Below are 21222 nucleotides of genomic sequence, written 5' to 3' on the forward strand. Positions count from 1 at the left end.
AAGAAAAAAGCGCCTCTGGCGAGGCGCTTGGCAGCTTAGGAGTTACTTTCTCGAGCGGCTGAGAAATTTGATGAACTTTGTACTGGTATCTTTGACCCGGCGCAGCGGATTGCCTAACGTGCGCGTTTTCGGTTTCATGTCGCTGATCGAGCCGAAATCGCCGCGGCGGATATTGGTGGTTTTGAGTTTGGTCGGTTTAAACTGTCGGCGCAATGTTTGCAGCGCTTTGGTTGGCAAGGCTGCTTCACTGAAGGTGAAAATGTCGACAGCCGCGTAGCCTAAATGCGGATAGGTATGTACGCTGATGTGGCTTTCCGTCAAAAGCGCAATGGCTGCGACTCCCTGAGGCGTCAGAGGATGATCGGTGTATTGCAGAAGTGTTAATTGGCCTTCGGCAATAGCGGCTAAAACGGCTTGCTTGATATAGTCCCGATCATCAAGCAACTCAAATTTGCAGCCGTACATATCGGCTGTGATGTGCTTACCGATGACAGTCATTCGACTTCACTCACTTTCCCTTTGCAACGTTTGGCTTTGCCACTGAAAAAACAAGACCTGCTGAAAAGATATCCGAGAAAATAGCGTTAGTATGCACCTATGCATGATTTTTCATTATAGAGACGATATATGCGCTTGTAAAGCTTTTTTCAAAGGGTAAATAATTTTTTAACATGTTTGTTGATTTGCTGCTTAGTATGCAGGAATTTTGCAATCAATCGTGAAATTGAAGTAAGAAAATATTAAAATAATGGTTCCATGAGCCAAAGGAGAGTCTGAAGATGACAACAAGATTGACGCAACTATTAGGTATCCAATACCCGATTTTACAAGGCGGTATGGCTTGGGTTTCGGAAGCTCGTTTGGCGGCTGCCGTTTCGGAAGCTGGCGGAGCGGGAATTATTGCTTCTGGAGGTCGTTCAGCCGAGTGGTTGGAGGAGCAGATTAGCGAAGCTAGGCGGTTGACTAATAAGCCCTTCGGCGTAAATGTGCAGCTTATGGCTGCCAATAAAGATGAGTTAGTAGAGGTTGTCTGCCGGGAAAAAGTTGCTTTTGTGACTCTTGGCGCCGGCAATCCGGTACCTTTCTTTGAGCGCCTGAAAGAAGCTGGCGTTAAGAAGATTCCTGTAGTGCCGAATGTGAAATTGGCTAAACGCGTGGAAGCGGCTGGCGCTGATGCTATTGTTGTAGAAGGTATGGAAGCTGGCGGTCATATCGGCGTGCTGACGACGATGGCTTTAATGACGCAGGTTATTCCTGAGGTTTCTTTGCCGGTAATCGTAGCCGGCGGCTTTGCCGACGGGCGGGGCTTGGCGGCGGCTTTAGTGATGGGCGCTGCGGGCGTACAGATTGGCACTCGCTTTATGTTGGCGGAAGAATGCGCGGTGCATCCGAATTTCAAACAGCGCTTGATCGAAGCGGCTGATACGGATTCGGTAGTAACGGGACAAACGATTGGCCATGCGGTGCGAGGCGTTCGTAATCAGTTTACAGATATGTTTATTTCGATGGAATATAAACATCATCCGAAAGAAGAACTGGAAAAACTGGCCACAGGCACTAACCGTAAAGCGGCGGTAGACGGCGATGTGGAACAGGGTATGGTCCAAGCTGGCCAGAGCCTGTTGCCCTTGAAGAGGGTTCAGCCTGCCGCGGAAATTGTCAATGAAATTATGGAAGACGCTAAAGCAGCCTTGCAGCAGGCTCCGTCGCTGCTGTAAGTTATTTAGCTGCTGTGCTGCAAGGAGGAAAAGGGAATGTTAAATCAAATCGAAATTGCTCGTGGCGTATATTATGTGGGTGCTGTAGACTGGAATTTGCGTGATTTTCATGGCTATAACACGCCGCGGGGCGTAACATACAACTCCTACTTGATTGTGGATGAAAAGATTTGCCTGATTGACAATGTCAAAGCTCCCTATAGTGAAGAATTGCTGGAACGTGTCAGTCAAATCGTTGATCCTGCTAAGATTGATTATGTGATTACCAATCATGTGGAACCAGACCATTCCGGTTCACTCCCTAAGCTGATGGAGCGGGCGCCTCAGGCAAAAGTGGTGCTTACCAATCAAGGGCGGGACGAAGTCATTAAATACTATGGCAAGGAATACGACTTTATGACGGTCAAGCAAGGCGATGTGCTGGATATTGGCCGCAATAAGCTGCATTTCGTGCCGCTGCCGATGCTGCATTGGCCAGATTCCATGGCTACCTTCATGGAAGGGGAGAATATCCTTTTTTCCAATGATGCCTTTGGGCAGCATTTTTGCACAAGCAAACGTTTTGATGACGAAAACGAATTGCCTGTGGCTTTGTATGAGGCGGCCAAATACTACGCTAATATTCTGATGCCTTTCGGCAAATTGGTCGTGCGGGCGCTGGACAAAGTGAGCAGCTTGCCTTTGAGCATGATTGCTCCTAGTCATGGCTTGATTTGGCGCAGTCACATCAAGGATATTTTGGCGGCATATAAGCGCTGGGGCAGCGGTGAAAACCGCGAACGCGTAGTAATTGTGTATGATACAATGTGGGGCAGTACGGAGCAAATGGCCCGGCGCATTTTGGACGGCGTGGCGTCGACTGGCGTGGAAGTGCGGCTGATGCGCATTTCTACTACGGAATTAAGCGATGTTGCGTTGGCTGTCTTAGAGGCTGGGGGCATTCTTTTGGGTTCTTCTGCGCATAACAGCGGACCTTTGGCGACGATGGCAGCTGCTTCGTCCTATCTGCAAGGCTTGAAGCCTCAAAACAAGCTGGGCGGTGCATTCGGCGCTTTTGGCTGGAATGGCGGCGCCCAGGAACGACTGGAAGCAGGTTTGGCTGCCAGCGGCATTACAGCGGCTTTACCTAGCCTTTTCTTGAAATGGACTGCTGATAAGGCGGAGCTGCAGCAGTGCTTTGAGTTTGGACAACAATTCGGTGAAAAAGTGAAAGAAGCTAACCGCAAAGACTGAGTGTAAAAGAGGGCGCAAGCCCTCTTTTTTATTTGCTCAGTTTTGCGTTGCGTAGTTTGAATCGGAACTACAAATAGATGTTCGTGCTTTTCGCGCTTTTTGCGGTTGGAAAAATGGAGCGATATTGATACCGAACCGCGAAATACACGAAAGACGCGAAAGGGTTTTATAAAAAACGAAGTTGCAGCTGATAATGGCAGCCCTCCTTCGTGCCCTCCCTCTACTCCGATTACTCCTGTTCAATCTTCGTAAACTCTCTGCGTTCGTTCTCCAAGGTAGCAGCAGCTCAAAAATTACTTGCGCAAAGTCAAAAAGTCAAATACAATAAAGTCAAAAGATGAAACGGCACTTTTGTGAAAAGAAGCGCATGTTTTAGGAAAAAGGAGGCGCTGCAGCATGGGGAATTTGGCAGATGCTATTGAACGTTTTATTTTGCGGAAATTGGCTGCGGGCAGCGGCGGTATCATTGTCGTGCGGCGCAGTGAAATAGCGGAAGAAATTGCTTGCGCTCCTTCGCAGGTTACGTATGTGCTGGGCACTCGCTTTACCATGGAACGAGGCTTTATTGTAGAATCTCGCCGCGGTTCCGGGGGGTTTGTGCGTATTGCTAAATTAGCTCTGCCGGTACTGGCGGAGTTGCCGGCGCCGCCGGAAGAGGCTTGGTCCCAAGAGGAAGTGCAGTGGCGTATTCGTCAATGGGAACAGCATCAGCTTTTGAGTGAACGGGAAGCGGCTATTGTACGCTATTTTATGATGCAATTTGCCGATCGATTAGAGGATGAAGAGCGAGGCCGTCTGCTGCGGAATGTGCTGCAACGCTTGGCGGATTTGCCTCGTGAGGAGGGAATGTGATGTTGTGCGAGAATTGCGGCAAACGTCCGGCAACAATTCGCATTGTGCAGATGATGGGGTCGGAAAAAGAAGAGCATCATTTTTGTGAAATTTGCGCCCAGGGACAGCCGGCTCTTTCGGTTTTGGCTTTAAACGACCCGGCGGGGGCGGAGGATTTTCTCAAGCTGCTCTTGGCGGCGTCACAACCGGAGGAAGTGCAGGAAGAAACATTGCGCTGTCTTGCCTGCGGTTTGACGTATGAAGAATTTAGCCACAAGGGGACCTTTGGCTGCAGCGGCTGCTTTGAAGCTTTTGAAGAAAAGCTGGGGCCAATGGTGCGACGCATTCACGGCACGGCCCAGCATAACGGCAAAGTGCCTAGGCATACAGGAGCTGCCGTGCAAATGCGACGGCGTATTCAGGGACTGAGGCAGCAACTGGAACAGCATGTGCGACAGGAAGAATATGAAGAAGCGGCTCGCTTACGGGATGAAATACGCAGTCTTGAGATGCAGAGCCAGCGTGGATAAGGTGGTGCAAGGCATGAATTGGCAGGAATTATTGCGCAGTCCTCGCAGCGCCTGGGGGACCCTTGCAGGGCCGGAGGGCGATATCGCTTTATCCAGCCGGGTACGGCTGGCGAGGAATTTTCAGCGCTTTGCGTTTCCTACCCGCGCCGATGAGGCGATACTGCAGCAGGTGTTAAACGTGGTAAAAGAAGCGCTGCCGCAGCTGAATCAGGCGGACGAGGCAGCGTATGTGTTTGTGCCGCTGGAGAATTTGTCAAAGCTGGAGCGGAAAATTTTAGTGGAAAAGCATCTGGCAAGTCCGGATTTTGCCCAGTGTCCTGTAGGGCGAGCCTTGGTGGTAGGACGAGAAGGCGCCGTAAGTATTATGGTGAATGAAGAGGATCATTTGCGCATTCAAGCGGTGGCGCCGGGGTTGGATTTGGAACAGTGCCTAGCTCAGGCTAACGAGGTAGATGATCTGCTGGAAAGTCGTGAAGAGGTAGCGTTTCGTGAAGATCTGGGCTATCTGTCTTCCTGCCCGACCAATTTAGGCACTGGCTTGCGTGCTTCAGTTATGCTGCATCTGCCGGCATTGGTTATGACGAAGCAGGCCAGCCGGGTGATTTCGGCGGCTACGCAGTTGGGACTGGCGGTGCGCGGCCTTTACGGCGAAGGAACGGAAGCGGCTGGGAATTTGTTTCAAGTTTCCAATCAACTGACGCTGGGACCGAAAGAAGAAGAGATTATCGCTAATTTGAACGGCGTGGTGCAGCATATGGTGCACCATGAGCGTCAGGCTCGTTTGCGGCTCTTAGAGCAGGCGGAAGATTCTTTGGCTGATCGCGTTTGGAGGGCCTATGGCGTTATGTGTCATGCGCGCAGTATGAAGGGCGAAGAAGCGTTGCGGTTGCTCAGTGATGTATCGCTAGGCGTAGATCTGGGCATCGTAACCGGTGTGGAAAAAGCGGTGCTGCACAGTTTGCTTGTTAAGACTCGTCCGGGATTCCTTCACTCTTTGGCAGGAAAGGAAACGATGACGGCTCAGGAACGAGCGGTGCTGCGGGCGGAAGTTATCCGTCATACGCTGGCGCAGGAGCCGGAGAGCGGGCAGTAGAAAAAGGAGTTTATTTTTAAGGAGGTATTTACAATGTTGAGTCGTTTTACAGAGCGCGCCAGGCGGGTACTGATGCTGGCGCAGCAGGAAGCCATTCGCTTGGGCCACGATTACATTGGCACAGAGCATTTGCTGTTGGGTCTGCTGCATGAAGGGGAAGGCGTGGCTTCACGAGCATTGACCTCCCTAAATATCAATTTGGAGCGCATTCGCCGCCAGGTGGAAGAAACCATAGGGCGCGGCGACGGTACGAGCCGGGATATCAGCTATACGCCGCGCGCCAAAAAAGTTATCGAGCTATCGGTGGAAGAGGCCTTGCGTCTGGGACATCAGTATGTCGGCACCGAACATATTCTTTTAGGCCTGATTCGCGAAGGCGAAGGCGTGGCGGCTCAGGTTCTTACCGCTTTAGGAGCGGATTTGGGACAGGTTCGGCAGCGGGTGATGGAACTTTTGGGCGGCGGTTTTTACGCTTCCGGCAACGCTCATGCCCAGGCGGTGGAAGACGAGGAAACAGATACGCCGCTGCTTGATGAATTCGGGCGGGATTTAAATCAACTGGCGAAAAACGGGAAGATTGACCCCGTTATTGGTCGCAGCGGTGAGATTGAGCGGGTTTTGCAGATTCTTAGTCGGCGCACTAAAAACAACCCCGTGTTGATTGGCGAGCCTGGCGTAGGCAAGACAGCGGTGGCGGAAGGCTTGGCGCAGCGGATTGTTGACGCCAAGGTGCCGGAGACGTTGCGGGCCAAACGGCTCATCTCTTTGGATATGGCGGCCATGGTGGCCGGTACGAAATATCGCGGTGAATTTGAAGACCGGGTGCGCAAAGTGGTGGACGAAGTCCGCGAAGCCGGCAATGTTCTTTTGTTTATTGACGAATTGCATACGTTGGTAGGCGCTGGCGGCGCTGAAGGCGCCATTGACGCCGCTAATATTTTAAAACCAGCTTTGGCTCGCGGCGAGATTCAGGTGATCGGTGCGACAACCTTGTCGGAATATAAAAAGCATATTGAGAAGGATGCAGCGTTGGAACGGCGCTTTCAGCCGGTGAATGTCGGCGAACCCAGCGTAGAGGACGCCATTGCCATTTTGAAGGGAATTCGGGATCGGTATGAAGCGTTTCATCGAGCTAAAATTACGGATGAAGCCATTGAGGCGGCGGTAAAACTGTCTCATCGTTATATCTCTGACCGATATCTGCCGGATAAGGCGATTGATTTGATGGACGAGGCGGCCTCGCGGGTGCGCTTAGGAGCGTTTTCCAAGCCGGAAGATGTGAAAGGCTTAGAGAAGGAACTAGGGTGCATTCAAGCGGAAAAAGAAGCGGCCATTATTGCCCAAGAATTCGAGCAGGCCGCCAAGCTGCGGGACCAAGAACAAACTTTAAAAATGCAGCTGGAAGAAAAACAGCGCACGTGGAAGCAGGGCGGTGGCGAGCGAATTGTGGTTTCAGCGGATGATATCGCCCAAGTTGTGGCAGGCTGGACTGGCATTCCCGTCAGAAAGCTAGCGGAAGAAGAGTCCGAGCGGCTGTTGAAGCTGGAAGAAATTTTGCATAAACGAGTTATCGGTCAGAACGAGGCGGTACAGGCTGTGGCTCGTGCCGTGCGCCGCGCCCGGGCGGGGTTGAAGGATCCGAAGCGTCCTATTGGCTCTTTTGTTTTCCTGGGGCCTACCGGCGTGGGCAAAACCGAGTTGGCTCGGGCTTTGGCGGAAGCGCTTTTTGGCGATGAAAACGCCATGATTCGCCTGGACATGTCCGAATACATGGAAAAACACACGGTGTCCCGTCTGGTGGGAGCGCCTCCTGGCTATGTGGGCTATGAAGAAGGCGGTCAGGTGACGGAAAAAATACGGCGTAAACCCTATGCCGTGCTGCTGCTGGATGAGATCGAAAAAGCCCACCCGGATGTGTTTAACATGTTGCTGCAAGTACTGGAAGACGGCCGACTGACCGATGGTCAGGGGCGGACGGTTGATTTTAAGAATACCGTGATTATCATGACCTCCAATGTAGGCGCTAAACATTTGCAGCGCCAAGGCGGCGGGACGATGGGCTTTATTACAGGCAATGAGAAAAAGAAAGACGATAGCGAAGGCAAGAAACGCGTGCTGGAAGAAGTGAAAAAACTATTCCGACCGGAATTTTTGAACCGCATCGACGAGTTGATTGTATTCTCCAGCCTGAACGATGAAGAGCTTAAGCAGATTGTTGCAATCATGCTTGCCGATGTGTCTAAACGCTTGGGAGAAAATGAGATCGCCTTGGAAGTCAGCGAAAAGGCGAAAGAGGAGCTCATCAAGGAAGGCCTGGACATCACCTACGGAGCCAGGCCGCTGCGGCGGGCTATTCAGAAACTGGTCGAGGATGAAATCGCGGAGATGATGCTGCGCCGGGGTATCGGGGCGGGAGATACGGTGTCTATTGACGCCGACGAAGCAGGGAAGCTGACTTTCGCGAAAAAAAACTAAAAAAGGTATTTACTCGGGTTTTGTAGCAGGAAATGACGCCGGGCGGCGCGAAAGCACTTTGGGTATGCCTTATCCAAAGTGCTTTCGGCATTTTGGGGCAGGCGTCAGGGAGGCAATTGAAAGTAATGGCAAAAGATAAAATTCGTTATGTATGCCAGTCTTGCGGCTATGATTCAAGCAAGTGGCTGGGGAAATGTCCAGAATGCGGCGCATGGAACTCCTTTAGCGAAGAAGTGCTTCGCAAAGAGGCCAGTCGTCCTGGCTTGGGGAGCGCCACAGCGGCAGTATCTAGGCCATGTCCCATTACCGAAGTTGATATTAGCGCGCTGCCTCGCATGTCTACAGGCAGCGGTGAAATGGATCGGGTTTTAGGCGGTGGTTTGGTGCCTGGTTCGCTGCTGCTTGTGGGCGGCGATCCGGGAATCGGCAAATCGACGCTGCTGTTGCAGGTGGCCTCGCATTTAAGCCAAGGTCAGGCGCCGGTGCTCTATGTTTCCGGCGAGGAGTCGGCGGCGCAAACCCGCATGCGGGCCGAGCGCTTGGGGCGTCTGCAGCCGCGCTTATGGGTGCAGAACGAGACTCGGCTGGATGATATTTTGCGCACAGCGCAGGAGTGCAAACCGGCTTTGTTGGTGATAGACTCCATTCAGACCATGTATTGTCCGGAACTGCCCAGCGCGCCCGGCAGCGTCGGACAAGTGCGCGAATGCACAGGCAGGCTGCTGCGGCTGGCTAAAGAGGAAGGCATTTCCATCGCTATTATTGGCCATGTAACCAAGGACGGTCAAATTGCCGGGCCGCGTTTATTGGAGCATATGGTGGATGTGGTTTTGTATTTTGAAGGGGAGCGCAGTTACACCTTCCGCGTGCTGCGAGCCATTAAAAATCGTTTTGGCTCTACCCAGGAAAGCGGTCTTTTTGCCATGGAAGAAGACGGGCTGGTCGAAGTGGAAAACCCATCAGCGGTGCTGCTGGCGGAACGGCCGGTGAATTCGCCGGGGTCCGTCGTCTTGGCGCATCTGGAGGGAGTACGGCCCTTGTTGCTTGAAGTGCAGGCTCTTGTCAGCACTACCTGCTTCGGTATGCCGAGGCGGACAGCGGCGGGCTTTGATTACAATCGAACGCTGCTTTTGTTGGCAGTGCTGGAAAAACGAGTCGGTTTGGTGCTGGGCGATCAGGATGTATATGTTAACACGATCGGAGGCATCCGCATGGCGGAGCCTGCGGCGGACTTGGCGGTAGCGGTGGCCATTGCTTCAAGCTTTCGCAATCGACCGGTTGATCCTCATACGGTGGTCATGGGTGAAGTTGGTTTAACCGGAGAAATACGTATGGTCCCCCGGGCGGAATTGCGTATTCAAGAGGCTTGGAAAATGGGATTTCGCCGCTTTGTTTTGCCTGCAGGCAATCTGACGGCGCTAAAGCAGCGCAAAGCGGAAGCGGAGTATATTGGCGTTAGGCAGGTAGCGGAAGCGTTGGCCGCTGTGTTACAATAAACCGGTATGGCGGTATTTTAACAAGCCAAAGGAGGGCGTTCTATTGTTATGGCAACATGGCATAAGAAATAGATACAATAAACGCGAAAGGAGGCGAAAGCATGCTGGATAGGGTATTGCGCTTTGTAATTACTGGCTTGGGTGTGATCGCGGGCCTTTTGACTATGGCGGAATGGATTAATCAGGTGCTGGCGGTGTTGGTGAGCGCGGAAGTGCTGCGCATGGGCTTGTTCGGCAGTACGCTGGCTACCATTTTATCCTTGCTTGCGGGCGCTTTTGTGGGCGGGTTGCTGGGCTTTCTACTATCTCCGCTTTTTGTGCGTTATTTGTGGCGCATTAATGACTGGGTAGAAGCGCGGTTGAACAAGATGCCGTTAAACGACGTATTGGCGGGAGCGGCTGGTTTATCTATCGGACTTATACTTTCTAATTTAATTAGTTCTTCTTTTTTACCGATTCCGATTATTGGGAAATACATTCCTATTGTTTTGAGTATTTTTCTGGGCTATTTAGGGATGAATATTGCCGTGCGCAAGCGGGATGAGCTTGGTTTTTTGGTGTCCTATCTGCCGTGGCTGAGTAAAGGAGAAAAGGCGTCCAAGCAGCAGGTGCCGCAAGCGGATGTCTGCGCGCCGAAGATTCTCGATACAAGTGTTATTATTGACGGACGTATTGCAGATATCTGTCAAAGCGGCTTTGTAGAAGGTCGGCTAGTGGTACCGATTTTTGTCTTGGAAGAGCTGCAGCATATTGCGGATTCTTCAGATCCCCTGAAACGCAATCGGGGGCGCAGAGGACTTGATATTTTAAATCGCATGCAGAAGGAACTGGGCCTGGCTGTGCAGATTGACAACCGCAATTATGAAGAAATTGCAGAAGTGGATTCACGGCTAATTCAACTGGCTAAGGAAACAAGCGGCAAGATTTTGACCAATGACTTTAATTTGAACAAGGTGGCTGTGCTGCACGGCGTTGCCGTCTTGAACATTAATGAACTGGCCAATGCAGTCAAGCCGGTGGTGCTGCCTGGCGAGGAAATGCATGTGCATTTGGTGAAGGACGGCAAAGAATTCGGCCAGGGAGTGGCGTATCTCGACGACGGTACGATGATTGTTGTCGACGGCGGGAAAAAGTATGTAGGCGAGCACCTGGAAGTCTTGGTAACGTCGGTGCTGCAAACTGCGGCGGGACGCATGATTTTTGCTAAGTTGAAGAATGGAGAAAGAGGCGCTTAAGGCATGAATATAGCTGTTTTGGCTGCGGCAGGACAGGGACGGCGCATGGGCGGGGGGAGCAATAAGGCTTTTCTCCCGCTTCTTTCACGTCCCATGCTTTTGCGCAGCGCCCAGGCTTTGTCGGCCAGCAATAAAATTGATGAAATGATTATCGTAGCAGCGCCGGAAGAAGCAGCTGAGGTCAGACGCATTCTGTCGCAGGATGGAACGTTAAAGCCTTGGCAGGTAGTGGCTGGCGGCAGCGAAAGGCAATACTCCATTGCCAATGCCCTCAAGGCTCTTCCGGCTGGAACTGACTATGTGGCGGTGCATGACGCGGCGCGGCCGCTGGTACTGCCGGAATCGGTCACGGCCGTGGTGGAAGTGGCGCAGCGACAGCGGGCGGCCGGCTTGGCGGTGCCGGTCAAGGACACGATCAAAGAAAGCAATGCAGATGGTTGTGTAGTGGCTACTCCGCCGAGGGAACGCCTCTGGGCCATACAGACGCCCCAAGTATTTGAAGCGGCGCTGTTGCGTCAAGCCTACGATCAGGCCGCCGCGGAGGGCTTTTTAGGGACCGACGACGCTTCCTTGGTGGAACGCTTGGGCGTGCCTGTGCATTTGGTTCAGGGCGAGTACAGCAACCTAAAGGTCACGACACCAGAGGATTTGATCGTGGCGGAAGCTATCTTGCAGCAGCGAGGGGAGGAACGGCAAGTGGAGTGGAGAACAGGCATGGGCTATGACGTGCACCGACTGACGCCGGGGCGCAAGCTGATTTTGGGCGGCGTAGACATTCCCCATTCGTTGGGCTTAGAGGGTCACTCTGATGCGGATGTGTTGCTGCATGCCTTGAAGGACGCACTGTTGGGCGCGGCGGGCTTGGGCGATATTGGCCGTCATTTTCCAGATACAGAAGAACAATATCGCGGTATTTCCAGTCTGCTGCTGCTGGATAAGGTGCAGGCCTTGCTGGAACAGGCAGGCTGGATCGTCAATAACGTAGACGTGACGGTGGCGGCGCAGCGGCCCAAGCTGGCGCCGCATATTCCGCAAATGGTTAAAAACGTAGCGGCGGCATTGAAGGTGTCCGAGGAGCGTGTCAATATCAAAGCCACAACAACAGAAAAATTGGGCTTTGTAGGAACCGAGGAAGGCATGTCCGCGTATGCGGTGGCAATGCTTAGAAAATAGAAAAATAGATGCTCCTCAGGAATTGCAGGGAAAAAGGTGAGGAAACGTAGTCTTGGATCCTGAGCAGGAATGACTTTTGCACAAACGAGAGGAATCTGCTATCATAAAAGAATAATTTGGCCTTAAAATGGACGTTGTTGGAGGGAATATTGATGGTAGAGAAAGAAATGCGGTTGCGCTTTGCGCCGAGTCCTACGGGACCGTTTCATATCGGCGGCGCCCGTTCGGCGTTATTTAATTGGCTATTGGCCCGCAAACACGGCGGTAAGCTGGTGTTGCGTATTGAGGATACGGATCTGGAACGGTCCTCCAAAGAATCGGAAGAAAACATCAAAGCAGCTTTGCGCTGGCTGGGTATGGATTGGGATGAAGGGCCGGAAGTAGGCGGTCCTTACGGACCCTACTATCAGACGCAGCGTTTGGATATTTATCGCCAGTATACGGAGCAGCTTTTGGCTTCCGGGCAAGCGTACCATTGCTATTGTACGGAAGAAGAGCTGGAAACAGAACGTCAAGCGTTGCTGGCTAAGGGCGAAACACCTCGTTACGGCGGACGCTGTCGTAATCTTTCGGAAGAAGAAAAAGCGGCGCTGGAAGCAGCTGGCCGCAAGCCAGTGGTTCGTTTTCGCGTTCCAGAAGGTCAGGATATTGTTTTTCAAGACATGGTTCGTGAAACGGTGCGTTTTGAGTCGGCTGGCGTAGGCGATTTTGTTATTGTGAAATCGGATGGCATTCCTGTATATAACTATGCCGTGGTAATTGATGACATGCTGATGAAAATCACCCATGTTATTCGAGCGGAAGAGCATCTATCCAATACGCCGCGCCAATGGCTTCTTTACAAAGCTCTTGGGTTTGAAGCGCCGCAGTTTGGACATATTTCCTTGATTTTGGGTAAGGATCGCTCGAAAATGAGTAAGCGTCATGGCGCGACTTCCGTGGAACAGTATCGCCAGTTAGGCTATTTGCCGGAAGCGATTGTGAATTTCTTGGCTCTTCTGGGCTGGGCGCCTCCTGGAGAGGAAGAACTTTTTACCAGCCAGGAACTGATTGAAAAATTCTCTATGGATCGAGTGGCGAAAAATCCGGCTGTGTTCGATGTGGACAAGCTAAATTATATTAATGCTTGCTACTTGAAGAAGCTGACCTTGGCGGAGCTTACCGACTTGGTGCTGCCGCACTTGGTGAAGGCTGGTTATGTACCGGAGTCACTGAATGAGGAGCAGCGAGCCTGGGTCGAGCAGATGGTGGAAGCGCTGCGGGACTATATCAGTTATGGCGCGGAAATTGTCGATCATGCGGGTGTTTTCTTTCAAGATGAGATTGACTTTGAAAACGAAGACGCTCACGAAATTTTGCGTGATGCCGATGTGCCGCCGGTGATGGATTTGTTTAAGACGAAACTGCTGGCGTTGGAGACCGTAGATGCCCCTGCCATAAAAGCCTTGCTGAAAAGCATTACGAAAGAATTGAAGCTGGGCGGTAAAAAGGTATTTATGCCGGTGCGCGTAGCCTTGACCGGGTGTATGCACGGACCGGAGCTCATTCATATTGTGCCGCTGATTGGGCGGGAACGTACACTGGCCCGGATGGAGCGCATGCTGGCAAAAATCTGATTGACAGCGATGCCGGAACGGGATATACTGCAGGCAATACGAATAGATGACGGCGAAGAACGGAAAAAGTACGCAGAAACGTCCTTACAGAGAGTGGATGCCTAGGTTGAGAGCATCTGCAGGCAGCGGTCAGCGGAAATGCGTCCGGGAGCTGGGGAGAGCTAAACTCTTCACGGGTGCGCCCGTTATTGCGCCTAGAGGGATGGCAAGTGCTGTCCAAGCAGAGTGGAACCACGGAACCACCGTCTCTGTCAGGAGATGGTGGTTTTTTTACGTTGTTTTTTAGAGTAAAGAAAGGAAGAGTGTTCATGTTCAAACGCATCAAGCAAGATATCCAGGTTGTTTTTGAACGCGATCCGGCGGCGCGGAGCGTGCTAGAGGTGCTTCTTTGCTACTCCGGTTTGCATGCGATTTGGATGCATCGAATTTCGCATCGCTTGTTTTTGAGCGGCTGGATTTTGGCGGCGCGTCTGATTTCCAATTTGGCCCGGTTTTTGACAGGCATAGAAATTCATCCGGGGGCGACTCTTGGCGAAGGCTTGTTCATTGACCACGGCACAGGCATTGTAATTGGCGAAACCGCCGAAATCGGCGACAATGTCACCTTGTATCAAGGCGTTACTCTTGGCGGGACAGGCAAGGAGAAGGGAAAGCGCCATCCTACGGTAGGGAATAATGTAGTTATTGCCAGCGGCGCTAAAGTGCTGGGATCGTTCAAGGTGGGAGACAATTCTAAAATCGGCGCCGGTTCGGTCGTGCTCAAGGAAGTGCCGCCCAATTCAACAGTGGTGGGCATTCCCGGCCGCATTGTTTGGCATGAAGGGCGTCGCATTGATAATACTCAGACCGTAGACCTCATCGATTTGGACCATAACGACTTGCCGGACCCGATTGTAGAAATGATGATGTGCATGCAGCGCAATATGCATCGCATGGAAAAACGCATTGGTGAATTAGAAGAGGAGTTGAAGAAAAAATGAATTTGCGTGTATACAATACGTTGACTAAACAAAAAGAGGCCTTTGTTCCATTAGAAGAAGGAAAAGTTAAAATGTATGTTTGCGGCGTTACTCCGTACAATCATCCCCATATCGGCAACGCCAGGCCGTTTGTGACCTGGGATGTCATTCGCCGCTATTTGGAGCAGCAAGGCTGGGAAGTGATGCATGTGCAAAACTTCACCGATGTGGATGATAAAATTATTCGGACTGCCAATGAGGAGCAAGTGCCGTGGCATGCTATTTCCGAGCGCTATATTGCCAGCTATTTTGAAGTGATGGACAAGCTGAATGTGCGCCGGGCGGCGATCTACCCCAAAGTATCTACACATATGCAGGAAATCATCGATATGGTGGCTAAGCTGGTCAAAGACGGCTTTGCCTATGTCGTTGACGGCGATGTGTATTATGCGGTGGAAAAGTTTGCAGACTATGGCAAGCTGAGCGGACGCTCGCTGGACGACATGAAAGCCGGCGCAAGGGTAGAAGTGGACGAGCGCAAAAACCATCCTATGGACTTTGCTTTGTGGAAAAGCGCCAAGCCAGGAGAACCTTCATGGGAAAGCCCCTGGGGCGCAGGACGGCCTGGTTGGCATATTGAATGCTCGGCCATGTCGCATAAATACTTGGGTGAACAGTTTGATTTTCATGGCGGCGGCAGTGATTTGATTTTCCCACATCATGAAAATGAAGTGGCCCAGTCGGAGGCCTTTACGGGGGTAACCCCTTTTGTGCGCTACTGGCTTCATAACGGCTTTATTACGGTAAATCAGGAAAAAATGAGCAAGTCCCTGGGGAACTTCTTTTTGGTTCAGGATATTTTGGCGCATTATGCCCCGGAAGTGCTGCGCTTCTTCATTCTGTCCACTCATTACCGCAGTCCCTTGGATTTCAGCGATGAACGTCTGACTGAAGCGGAGCGGGCCTTGGAGCGACTAGCTACAGTGAAACGAAACCTGGCGGAGCTGGCGGCGGCTGCTGCGACGGACTGTGGCGGCGCTGGCGCTGAGCAGCTGTTGGCGGCGGCGCAGAAAGCCAGCGAAGAGTTTTACGCGGCCATGGATGATGATTTTAATACGGCTTTGGCCATTAGTACGTTTTTTACCTTCGGTAAAGAGGTCAATTCCTATCAGGCGCTGGTGGCGTCCGGCAAGGAAGCGGCTTCCGTCAAAGCAGTAAACGAAGCAGTGGCTCTGTTTGCTCTGCTGGAGGACGTGTTGGGCATTGTGCCTGCGGCGACGGAAAGCGCGGCCGAAGATAACGGTCTGGTAGACGGCTTGATGGAATTGGTGCTGGAACTGCGCCAGCAGGCCCGGCAGAATAAGGATTGGGGTACGGCTGATCGAATTCGGGACGCTTTGCAGGCCTTGGAGGTTGTCATTGAAGATTCTCCGCAGGGAACGCGGTGGAAGCGCAAATGAGATTTTCGCAGTTTCAGTTTTTAAAAGAGCGCTTGCTTCAAGACGCCGGGGGGGAACCGACATTGACTGAGGCGGCCCATCCTTTGGTCTTGGCGTATGTGGGGGACGCGTATTACACTCTTTATGTAAGACTGCGTCTGTTGGAAAAAGAGCAGCGCCAGGTGCGGGTGGTTCACGAAGCAGGCATGCGGCTGGTTTCGGCTGTATATCAGTCTAAAGCCTACGAGGCGCTGAAAGAGGACTTAACAGAAGCGGAAGGCGCCGTGGCAAGACGAGGGCGGAACACGAAAGCCTCCGTGCCGAAAAGCGCCAGTGTCAAGGAATACCGCCAAAGCACGGCGTTAGAGGCCTTATTTGGTTATTTGCTGCTTTCCGGGCAGGAGGAACGTCTGGAGCAATTGGCGGAGCAGTCTTTTGCGATTGCTTTTGCCGCCTTGCAGGCAGGGAAGAAAGGAAAAGGCGAATGAAAGTAAAATTGATGCAATATACGCCGGAACCGGAGCGAACGGTGGCCATGGCGGCCCGCTTGTGCTACTCGGCTGTCGGTGCGGAGGAACTTGCGGAGAAAATGAGCCAGTCTCAAGTGGCAGGCCTTGTGAGCAAGATTGTCGAGCTGGGACATTTGTCGACGTTGGAACACGTAAACTTTACCTTTGCAGTGGAGGGGATCTCAAGGGTCTTGAGCCACCAGCTGGTGCGGCACCGCATTGCCTCGTATTCGCAGCAGTCGCAGCGTTATGTGGGCGAACATGACTTTGAGGCCATTGTACCGCCGTCGATTGCTGCGCGTCCGGAAGCGGCGGCGAAGTTTGCGGCCTTGATGGCGCAGATACGCACGGCTTATGAAGAATTGACCGACTTGGGGATTCCTAAAGAGGACGCACGGTATGTGCTGGCCAATGCGACGGAAACCAAAGTGGTTATTACCATGAACGCTCGTACGTTGTTGCATTTTTTTTCGCTGCGCTGCTGTATGCGGGCGCAGTGGGAGATTCGGGCGATGGCGGAAGCCATGCTGAAAGAAGCGCGTCAGGCGGCGCCGCTGCTTTTTGCTAAAGCAGGTCCTACCTGCCTGTCTGCCGGTTATTGCAGTGAGGGCAAAATGAGCTGCGGCCGGGCCCAACCGTTGCCGACGCAAAGCTGAGGGGGATGAGCAATGGGAACTGTGGCTGTATTTGGTACCGTATTTGTTGACTGTAAAGGCTTTGCGCAAAAAGCTTATAATCCCCAAGGGCGCAATTTGGGACACATAGAGTTTTTTCATGGCGGCGTGGCGCGCAATGTCGCGGAAAACTTAGCGCATTTGGGAGTGGGCGTACGTTTTGTCAGTACTGTTGACGAAAGCGCTCTGGCGGAAGACGTTTGCAGCCGTCTGCGAGAGGCGGGGGTGGACATGCAGTGCGTGCCGGCAGTAGGCCGGGGCATGGGGATGTGGCTGGCTGTTCTTGGTGCGGACGGCGAACTTTTGGGTTCTATTTCGCAGATGCCGGACCTAACTGCTTTGAGCGAACTGGTACAGGAGCAGGGAACGGCGCTGCTGGAAAAGACGCAGCATGTGGTTTTGGAATTGGATTTGAATGCAGCCTTGACGCTGCGCGTGCTGGAATTGGCGGCAGAGCAGGGGGTGCCGGTACATGGCATACCGGGAAATCTGTCTGTGATTTTGGAAAAGCCCGATATTTTACCGCGCTTAGCCTCGTTTATCTGCAATGATGTGGAAGCAGGCCGGTTGTTGAAACGCGAATTATCTGTGTTGGCGCCGGAAGAGATTGCCGAAGCGCTTCGGATATACGCAGATGCCCAGGGCCTGCGGTCTATGGTCATCACGCTGGGCGCTCGCGGGGCCGTCTATTATGATGCGGTTCATCAAGAAATGGGGTATCAGCCGGTATTTAAGACCGATGTGGTTGATTCAACCGGCGCAGGAGACGCCTTTTTTTCCGGCGCCGTCTATGGCTTGGCTGCAGGAAAAACACTAGGACAGGCGGTTGTCTGCGGCACCCAGGTTGCGGCTTGGACCATTGCGTGTGCAGAAAATACCTGCCCTGATTTGCCGAAAAGAAAAGGATATTCGGCGCTTTTTAGAAAGTGAGGAGTACGATGGAAGATGTGATTGCCGGACGTAACAGCGTTGGCGAAGCGCTAAAAAGCGGCCGCCCCTTAAATAAACTGTTCATCGCCAAAGGCGAGCGGCAGGGTTCTCTTAGAGAATTGGCGGGAATTGCCAAAGATAAAGGCATTCTGGTACAGGAAGTCGAGCCGCAGCGGCTGGCTCAACTGGCTCCCGGACAACGGCATCAAGGCGTAGTGGCGATGGCCTCGCCAGTAGAGTATGCGGAAGTGGAGGACATTTTAGCAGCGGCTGAAGCAAAGGGAGAAGCGCCCTTGCTTGTGGTGCTGGATGAACTAGAGGACCCCCATAATTTAGGGGCTGTTTTGCGCAGCGTCGACGCCGCTGGAGCCCATGGCGTCATTATTCCCAAACGGCGCAGCTGTCCTTTGTCGACGACGGTAGCCAAAACGTCCGCCGGTGCGGTGGAATATGTGCCTGTTGCCAGGGTGTCTAATTTAGCGCAGACTCTGGATAAATTGAAAAAAGCCGGCATTTGGGTAGCGGGCTGCGACATGGACGGCACGGAAAATTATTTTGAAGCATCTCTTAAGGGGCCGTTGGCCTTGGTAATCGGGGGCGAAGGAAGAGGGCTGGGGCGTCTCGTGAAAGAACATTGCGATTTTTTAGTACGTATTCCCATGCAGGGACATGTTAATTCACTAAATGCGTCGGTAGCCTGCTCTCTTGTTTTGTATGAAGCTGTGCGGCAGCGTCTGCAAAACGTCTGAATCACAAATGCAGTCTTGCTTGACGCTGGCCGCAGGAATACGGTATAATTTTTTTACTGGTAGAAGTTCGGTTATTGATGAGGGATTATTGTCTGACACGCCCTCGAAACACCTTGAGCAGTCGTCGCCAGAAATACCGTTAGGTTAGATGGGAAGGCTCGAATGAAGGAACAAGGAAAAACTGGGGGGCGATCGCATGCGGTTTCATTCGCAAAATGATTTGTACGGCGTATTCGAAAATATGACCGACGAAGAAATCGTCACCGATGCAAAAGAAAAAGAAAATTCCATTGCACTTGACTTTCTAATCAATAAATACCGGAACTTCGTAAGAGCCAAGGCTAGATCCTATTTTCTGATTGGCGCAGACCGCGAGGATATTATTCAGGAAGGCATGATTGGTCTATATAAGGCCATTCGTGATTTTCGCGGTGATAAGCTATCTTCGTTCCGGGCTTTTGCAGAGCTTTGCGTTACTCGCCAAATTATTACGGCGATTAAGACGGCTACGCGGCAAAAGCATATTCCATTGAACTCCTATGTTTCCCTAAATAAACCAATCTATGACGAAGATTCCGACCGGACGCTGCTGGATGTGCTTTCGGGTTCGAAAATTTCAGATCCGGAAGAACTTGTAATCAGCCGGGAAGAGTTCAGCGACATTGAAGAAAAAATGGGACAAATTCTCAGTGACTTGGAATGGAAGGTTCTCATGGCGTACTTGGACGGCAAGTCCTATCAGGAAATCGCCGTGGAGCTGGACCGTCATGTGAAATCGATCGACAACGCCTTGCAGCGGGTCAAACGGAAACTGGAACGATATTTGGACAATCGAGGTGAAGACGGGGATGCCATAAGCCGCACCCTTCCGACGCGGGAGTTGGGCGTGGAATTTTTGGGACCTGATTTTCGAGATAAGACATGAAACTGGCTCCCCCGTAGGGGAGCTTTTGCTTTGCACTTCTTCCGGCAGGGAGGAAAGGGTTTTCTGACGAAGTTGTCGAATCTAAATCCTTGAAAGTATAAACGGCAATTTTTCATTCCGGAAAATTCACGCTAGAGATTTTTAGCGGCAAGAGAAGACCGAATCGAAAGAGCAGTGTAGTAAAGAATCGTTGAATAGGTCGGCGGATTTAAAAAAAGGGGGAAATAAGATGGCCATTGTACAGCAAATTGTGGAATGTGTTCATGATGCAGCCCAAACCACGGATAAAATGGTGTTGCTCATCGGCGCCCCTGGAAGCGGGAAAAGCAAGATTTTGCGAGAGTTAGCCAGCATGCGCGGTTGGAAATATGTTGAAGGTAAAGAGGTATTGCCGAAGGAATGGCGGCCGACGGCTCATGTGTCACGGCAGGCGGAAGCGGCTCGGGCGATAACCAAGGCGTTGGCGGCGCTAGGCGCCGACGTAGTGCTGCTGGATAATATGCGGAATTTTTTCGCAGCCGAGCTGGAATTGCAACCGGTAGAATTGCTGCGGACTATTAGCAAAAAACAGACGCTGTTGGTGGCTTGGCCCGGAGAATATCACGAGGGCGTAATTTCACACTTGCGGGGAGCGACTGGCGAGCGGCTGGAATATCCATTGACCGATATTACGGTTATTCAAATCGACTAAAAAAACGCGGCGTAAGCCGCGCTTTTTTATTATGCTTCGTTGACGGTCTAGGCGATGAAGGGTAATATAAGGAGGTATTCTTACAACGAGGAGGCCTTTTTGTGGAGAACTTGCTTATTGCAGTAATTATTGGCGTGGTGGAAGGAGTTACTGAATTTTTACCGGTTTCATCGACTGGACATATGATTTTAGCCGGGCATCTAATGGGGTTTGAAGGGGAAGTTGCCAGCGTATTTGAAGTGTTTATCCAATTGGGCGCTATTTTGTCGGTATTGTTCCTCTATCGGGATAAGTTTGCAGCTATGATGCCGCGAAATGGTCGGAAGACAGGTTTTCGCTCGGCCTTGCAGTGGCAGCACGTAGCGGTAGGTATTATTCCGGTTATGGGCGTGGGGTATTTGTTGCACAAAGCGATTAAGACGTACTTGTTTTCTCCCTTTACGGTTATTGTTGGGTTAGTAATAGGCGCTGTTTTGATGTTGGCTGCAGAAAAGTGGGCCCAAATGCGACGCCCCAGAACGTGCGACGTGGATGAAATAACCTTAAAACAGGCATTTTGGGTAGGGTTGTTCCAAATTTTATCTTTGTGGCCAGGCTTTTCACGTTCTGGCTCTACTATTTCAGGAGGCTTGTTCGTCGGACTTAGCCGCAAAGCTGCGGCCGACTTTTCTTTTATTATTTCCGTGCCGTTGATGTTTGTAGCGTGTTTTTATGACTTGCTAAAAGTGTGGGGACAATTAAACGCTGACCATTTGTTTATGATTGGCGTCGGGTTTGTTACCGCTTTTATTGTAGCGTATGCCTCGGTGATCTGGTTTTTGCGCTTCTTGAATCAATCTACCTTGGCTTCGTTTGCGTATTATCGGTTTGTCTTGGCGGCAGTCAGTTACTACTTCTTTTACGGTATTTAAAATTAGTGCGAAATTAAGTCTTTACAAGTTGCGGA

The 21222-nt window shown here is 51.7% G+C and carries 20 protein-coding genes and 1 other annotated feature; of the genes, 19 read left to right on the forward strand and 1 reads right to left on the reverse strand.

Going from position 1 to position 21222, the window contains the following annotated elements:
• Nucleotides 1–42 precede the first annotated feature (42 nt).
• Entirely contained in the window at nucleotides 43–498 is a 456-nt protein-coding gene (gene speD, locus PHF27_RS00105; RefSeq protein ID WP_300064601.1) for an adenosylmethionine decarboxylase, read from the reverse strand.
• 281 nt (nucleotides 499–779) lie between these two features.
• Between speD and PHF27_RS00110 the strand changes: the two genes are divergently transcribed.
• The 19 genes from PHF27_RS00110 (at nucleotide 780) to PHF27_RS00200 (ending at nucleotide 21187) form a co-directional block, all read left to right on the forward strand.
• Complete coding sequence (locus PHF27_RS00110) at nucleotides 780–1718, forward strand: nitronate monooxygenase (RefSeq protein ID WP_300064604.1); 939 nt, start codon at nucleotides 780–782, stop codon at nucleotides 1716–1718.
• A gap of 36 nt (nucleotides 1719–1754) precedes the next feature.
• On the forward strand, nucleotides 1755–2951 hold the full coding sequence (locus PHF27_RS00115) for an FprA family A-type flavoprotein (RefSeq protein ID WP_300064607.1): 1197 nt from the start codon (nucleotides 1755–1757) through the stop codon (nucleotides 2949–2951).
• Nucleotides 2952–3347: 396 nt separating this feature from the next.
• A complete protein-coding gene (locus PHF27_RS00120; RefSeq protein WP_300064610.1) occupies nucleotides 3348–3803 on the forward strand; it encodes a CtsR family transcriptional regulator in 456 nt (151 codons plus the stop codon).
• On the forward strand, nucleotides 3803–4312 hold the full coding sequence (locus PHF27_RS00125) for a UvrB/UvrC motif-containing protein (RefSeq protein WP_300064613.1): 510 nt from the start codon (nucleotides 3803–3805) through the stop codon (nucleotides 4310–4312). The genes PHF27_RS00120 and PHF27_RS00125 overlap by 1 nt, the downstream gene beginning before the upstream one ends.
• Before the next feature lie 13 nt (nucleotides 4313–4325).
• Entirely contained in the window at nucleotides 4326–5405 is a 1080-nt protein-coding gene (locus tag PHF27_RS00130; RefSeq protein ID WP_300064616.1) for a protein arginine kinase, read from the forward strand.
• 33 nt (nucleotides 5406–5438) lie between these two features.
• The gene (locus PHF27_RS00135) at nucleotides 5439–7880 is read left to right on the forward strand and encodes an ATP-dependent Clp protease ATP-binding subunit (RefSeq protein ID WP_300064619.1); all 2442 of its coding nucleotides are present in this window, start codon (nucleotides 5439–5441) and stop codon (nucleotides 7878–7880) included.
• A 125-nt stretch (nucleotides 7881–8005) separates the two neighbouring features.
• A complete protein-coding gene (radA, locus tag PHF27_RS00140) occupies nucleotides 8006–9376 on the forward strand; it encodes a DNA repair protein RadA (protein WP_300064622.1) in 1371 nt (456 codons plus the stop codon).
• Between the two features lie 101 nt (nucleotides 9377–9477).
• Complete coding sequence (locus tag PHF27_RS00145; RefSeq protein WP_300064625.1) at nucleotides 9478–10611, forward strand: PIN/TRAM domain-containing protein; 1134 nt, start codon at nucleotides 9478–9480, stop codon at nucleotides 10609–10611.
• Between the two features lie 3 nt (nucleotides 10612–10614).
• Entirely contained in the window at nucleotides 10615–11784 is a 1170-nt protein-coding gene (gene ispD / locus PHF27_RS00150; protein WP_300064628.1) for a 2-C-methyl-D-erythritol 4-phosphate cytidylyltransferase, read from the forward strand.
• Between the two features lie 152 nt (nucleotides 11785–11936).
• The gene (gene gltX / locus PHF27_RS00155) at nucleotides 11937–13400 is read left to right on the forward strand and encodes a glutamate--tRNA ligase (protein ID WP_300064630.1); all 1464 of its coding nucleotides are present in this window, start codon (nucleotides 11937–11939) and stop codon (nucleotides 13398–13400) included.
• A gap of 46 nt (nucleotides 13401–13446) precedes the next feature.
• Nucleotides 13447–13653: a binding site (T-box leader), on the forward strand.
• A 55-nt stretch (nucleotides 13654–13708) separates the two neighbouring features.
• Nucleotides 13709–14380, forward strand: coding sequence for a serine O-acetyltransferase (cysE, locus tag PHF27_RS00160; RefSeq protein ID WP_300064633.1), 672 nt, complete (start codon nucleotides 13709–13711; stop codon nucleotides 14378–14380).
• Nucleotides 14377–15819, forward strand: a complete 1443-nt coding sequence (gene cysS / locus PHF27_RS00165) for a cysteine--tRNA ligase (RefSeq protein ID WP_300064636.1) — start codon at nucleotides 14377–14379, stop codon at nucleotides 15817–15819. Before cysE ends, cysS begins: the two co-directional genes overlap by 4 nt.
• Nucleotides 15816–16286: a ribonuclease III domain-containing protein gene (locus PHF27_RS00170; RefSeq protein ID WP_300064639.1), complete on the forward strand. Its 471-nt coding sequence runs from the start codon at nucleotides 15816–15818 to the stop codon at nucleotides 16284–16286. The genes cysS and PHF27_RS00170 overlap by 4 nt, the downstream gene beginning before the upstream one ends.
• Nucleotides 16283–16963, forward strand: a complete 681-nt coding sequence (thyX, locus tag PHF27_RS00175; RefSeq protein ID WP_300064642.1) for an FAD-dependent thymidylate synthase — start codon at nucleotides 16283–16285, stop codon at nucleotides 16961–16963. The genes PHF27_RS00170 and thyX overlap by 4 nt, the downstream gene beginning before the upstream one ends.
• Nucleotides 16964–16975: 12 nt before the next feature.
• Nucleotides 16976–17911 (forward strand): PfkB family carbohydrate kinase, encoded by a 936-nt coding sequence (locus tag PHF27_RS00180; RefSeq protein ID WP_300064645.1) that lies wholly within the window; start codon nucleotides 16976–16978, stop codon nucleotides 17909–17911.
• Between the two features lie 8 nt (nucleotides 17912–17919).
• A complete protein-coding gene (gene rlmB, locus PHF27_RS00185) occupies nucleotides 17920–18660 on the forward strand; it encodes a 23S rRNA (guanosine(2251)-2'-O)-methyltransferase RlmB (protein ID WP_300064648.1) in 741 nt (246 codons plus the stop codon).
• A gap of 196 nt (nucleotides 18661–18856) precedes the next feature.
• Complete coding sequence (sigH, locus tag PHF27_RS00190) at nucleotides 18857–19585, forward strand: RNA polymerase sporulation sigma factor SigH (protein WP_300064651.1); 729 nt, start codon at nucleotides 18857–18859, stop codon at nucleotides 19583–19585.
• A 229-nt stretch (nucleotides 19586–19814) separates the two neighbouring features.
• Nucleotides 19815–20276 (forward strand): BREX-3 system P-loop-containing protein BrxF, encoded by a 462-nt coding sequence (brxF, locus tag PHF27_RS00195; protein WP_300064654.1) that lies wholly within the window; start codon nucleotides 19815–19817, stop codon nucleotides 20274–20276.
• Between the two features lie 101 nt (nucleotides 20277–20377).
• Entirely contained in the window at nucleotides 20378–21187 is an 810-nt protein-coding gene (locus PHF27_RS00200; protein WP_300064658.1) for an undecaprenyl-diphosphate phosphatase, read from the forward strand.
• Nucleotides 21188–21222 lie beyond the last annotated feature (35 nt).

This window comes from Anaeromusa sp., from assembly GCF_028691475.1.
Lineage (GTDB): Bacteria > Bacillota > Negativicutes > Anaeromusales > Anaeromusaceae > Anaeromusa.

What these genes read in the sequence shown, in the direction of transcription:
- speD (WP_300064601.1), bottom strand. Translation starts at nt 498, where the DNA reads ATGACTGTCATCGGTAAGCACATCACAGCCGATATGTACGGCTGCAAA.
- PHF27_RS00110 (WP_300064604.1), top strand. Translation starts at nt 780, where the DNA reads ATGACAACAAGATTGACGCAACTATTAGGTATCCAATACCCGATTTTA.
- PHF27_RS00115 (WP_300064607.1), top strand. Translation starts at nt 1,755, where the DNA reads ATGTTAAATCAAATCGAAATTGCTCGTGGCGTATATTATGTGGGTGCT.
- PHF27_RS00120 (WP_300064610.1), top strand. Translation starts at nt 3,348, where the DNA reads ATGGGGAATTTGGCAGATGCTATTGAACGTTTTATTTTGCGGAAATTG.
- PHF27_RS00125 (WP_300064613.1), top strand. Translation starts at nt 3,803, where the DNA reads ATGTTGTGCGAGAATTGCGGCAAACGTCCGGCAACAATTCGCATTGTG.
- PHF27_RS00130 (WP_300064616.1), top strand. Translation starts at nt 4,326, where the DNA reads ATGAATTGGCAGGAATTATTGCGCAGTCCTCGCAGCGCCTGGGGGACC.
- PHF27_RS00135 (WP_300064619.1), top strand. Translation starts at nt 5,439, where the DNA reads ATGTTGAGTCGTTTTACAGAGCGCGCCAGGCGGGTACTGATGCTGGCG.
- radA (WP_300064622.1), top strand. Translation starts at nt 8,006, where the DNA reads ATGGCAAAAGATAAAATTCGTTATGTATGCCAGTCTTGCGGCTATGAT.
- PHF27_RS00145 (WP_300064625.1), top strand. Translation starts at nt 9,478, where the DNA reads ATGCTGGATAGGGTATTGCGCTTTGTAATTACTGGCTTGGGTGTGATC.
- ispD (WP_300064628.1), top strand. Translation starts at nt 10,615, where the DNA reads ATGAATATAGCTGTTTTGGCTGCGGCAGGACAGGGACGGCGCATGGGC.
- gltX (WP_300064630.1), top strand. Translation starts at nt 11,937, where the DNA reads ATGGTAGAGAAAGAAATGCGGTTGCGCTTTGCGCCGAGTCCTACGGGA.
- cysE (WP_300064633.1), top strand. Translation starts at nt 13,709, where the DNA reads ATGTTCAAACGCATCAAGCAAGATATCCAGGTTGTTTTTGAACGCGAT.
- cysS (WP_300064636.1), top strand. Translation starts at nt 14,377, where the DNA reads ATGAATTTGCGTGTATACAATACGTTGACTAAACAAAAAGAGGCCTTT.
- PHF27_RS00170 (WP_300064639.1), top strand. Translation starts at nt 15,816, where the DNA reads ATGAGATTTTCGCAGTTTCAGTTTTTAAAAGAGCGCTTGCTTCAAGAC.
- thyX (WP_300064642.1), top strand. Translation starts at nt 16,283, where the DNA reads ATGAAAGTAAAATTGATGCAATATACGCCGGAACCGGAGCGAACGGTG.
- PHF27_RS00180 (WP_300064645.1), top strand. Translation starts at nt 16,976, where the DNA reads ATGGGAACTGTGGCTGTATTTGGTACCGTATTTGTTGACTGTAAAGGC.
- rlmB (WP_300064648.1), top strand. Translation starts at nt 17,920, where the DNA reads ATGGAAGATGTGATTGCCGGACGTAACAGCGTTGGCGAAGCGCTAAAA.
- sigH (WP_300064651.1), top strand. Translation starts at nt 18,857, where the DNA reads ATGCGGTTTCATTCGCAAAATGATTTGTACGGCGTATTCGAAAATATG.
- brxF (WP_300064654.1), top strand. Translation starts at nt 19,815, where the DNA reads ATGGCCATTGTACAGCAAATTGTGGAATGTGTTCATGATGCAGCCCAA.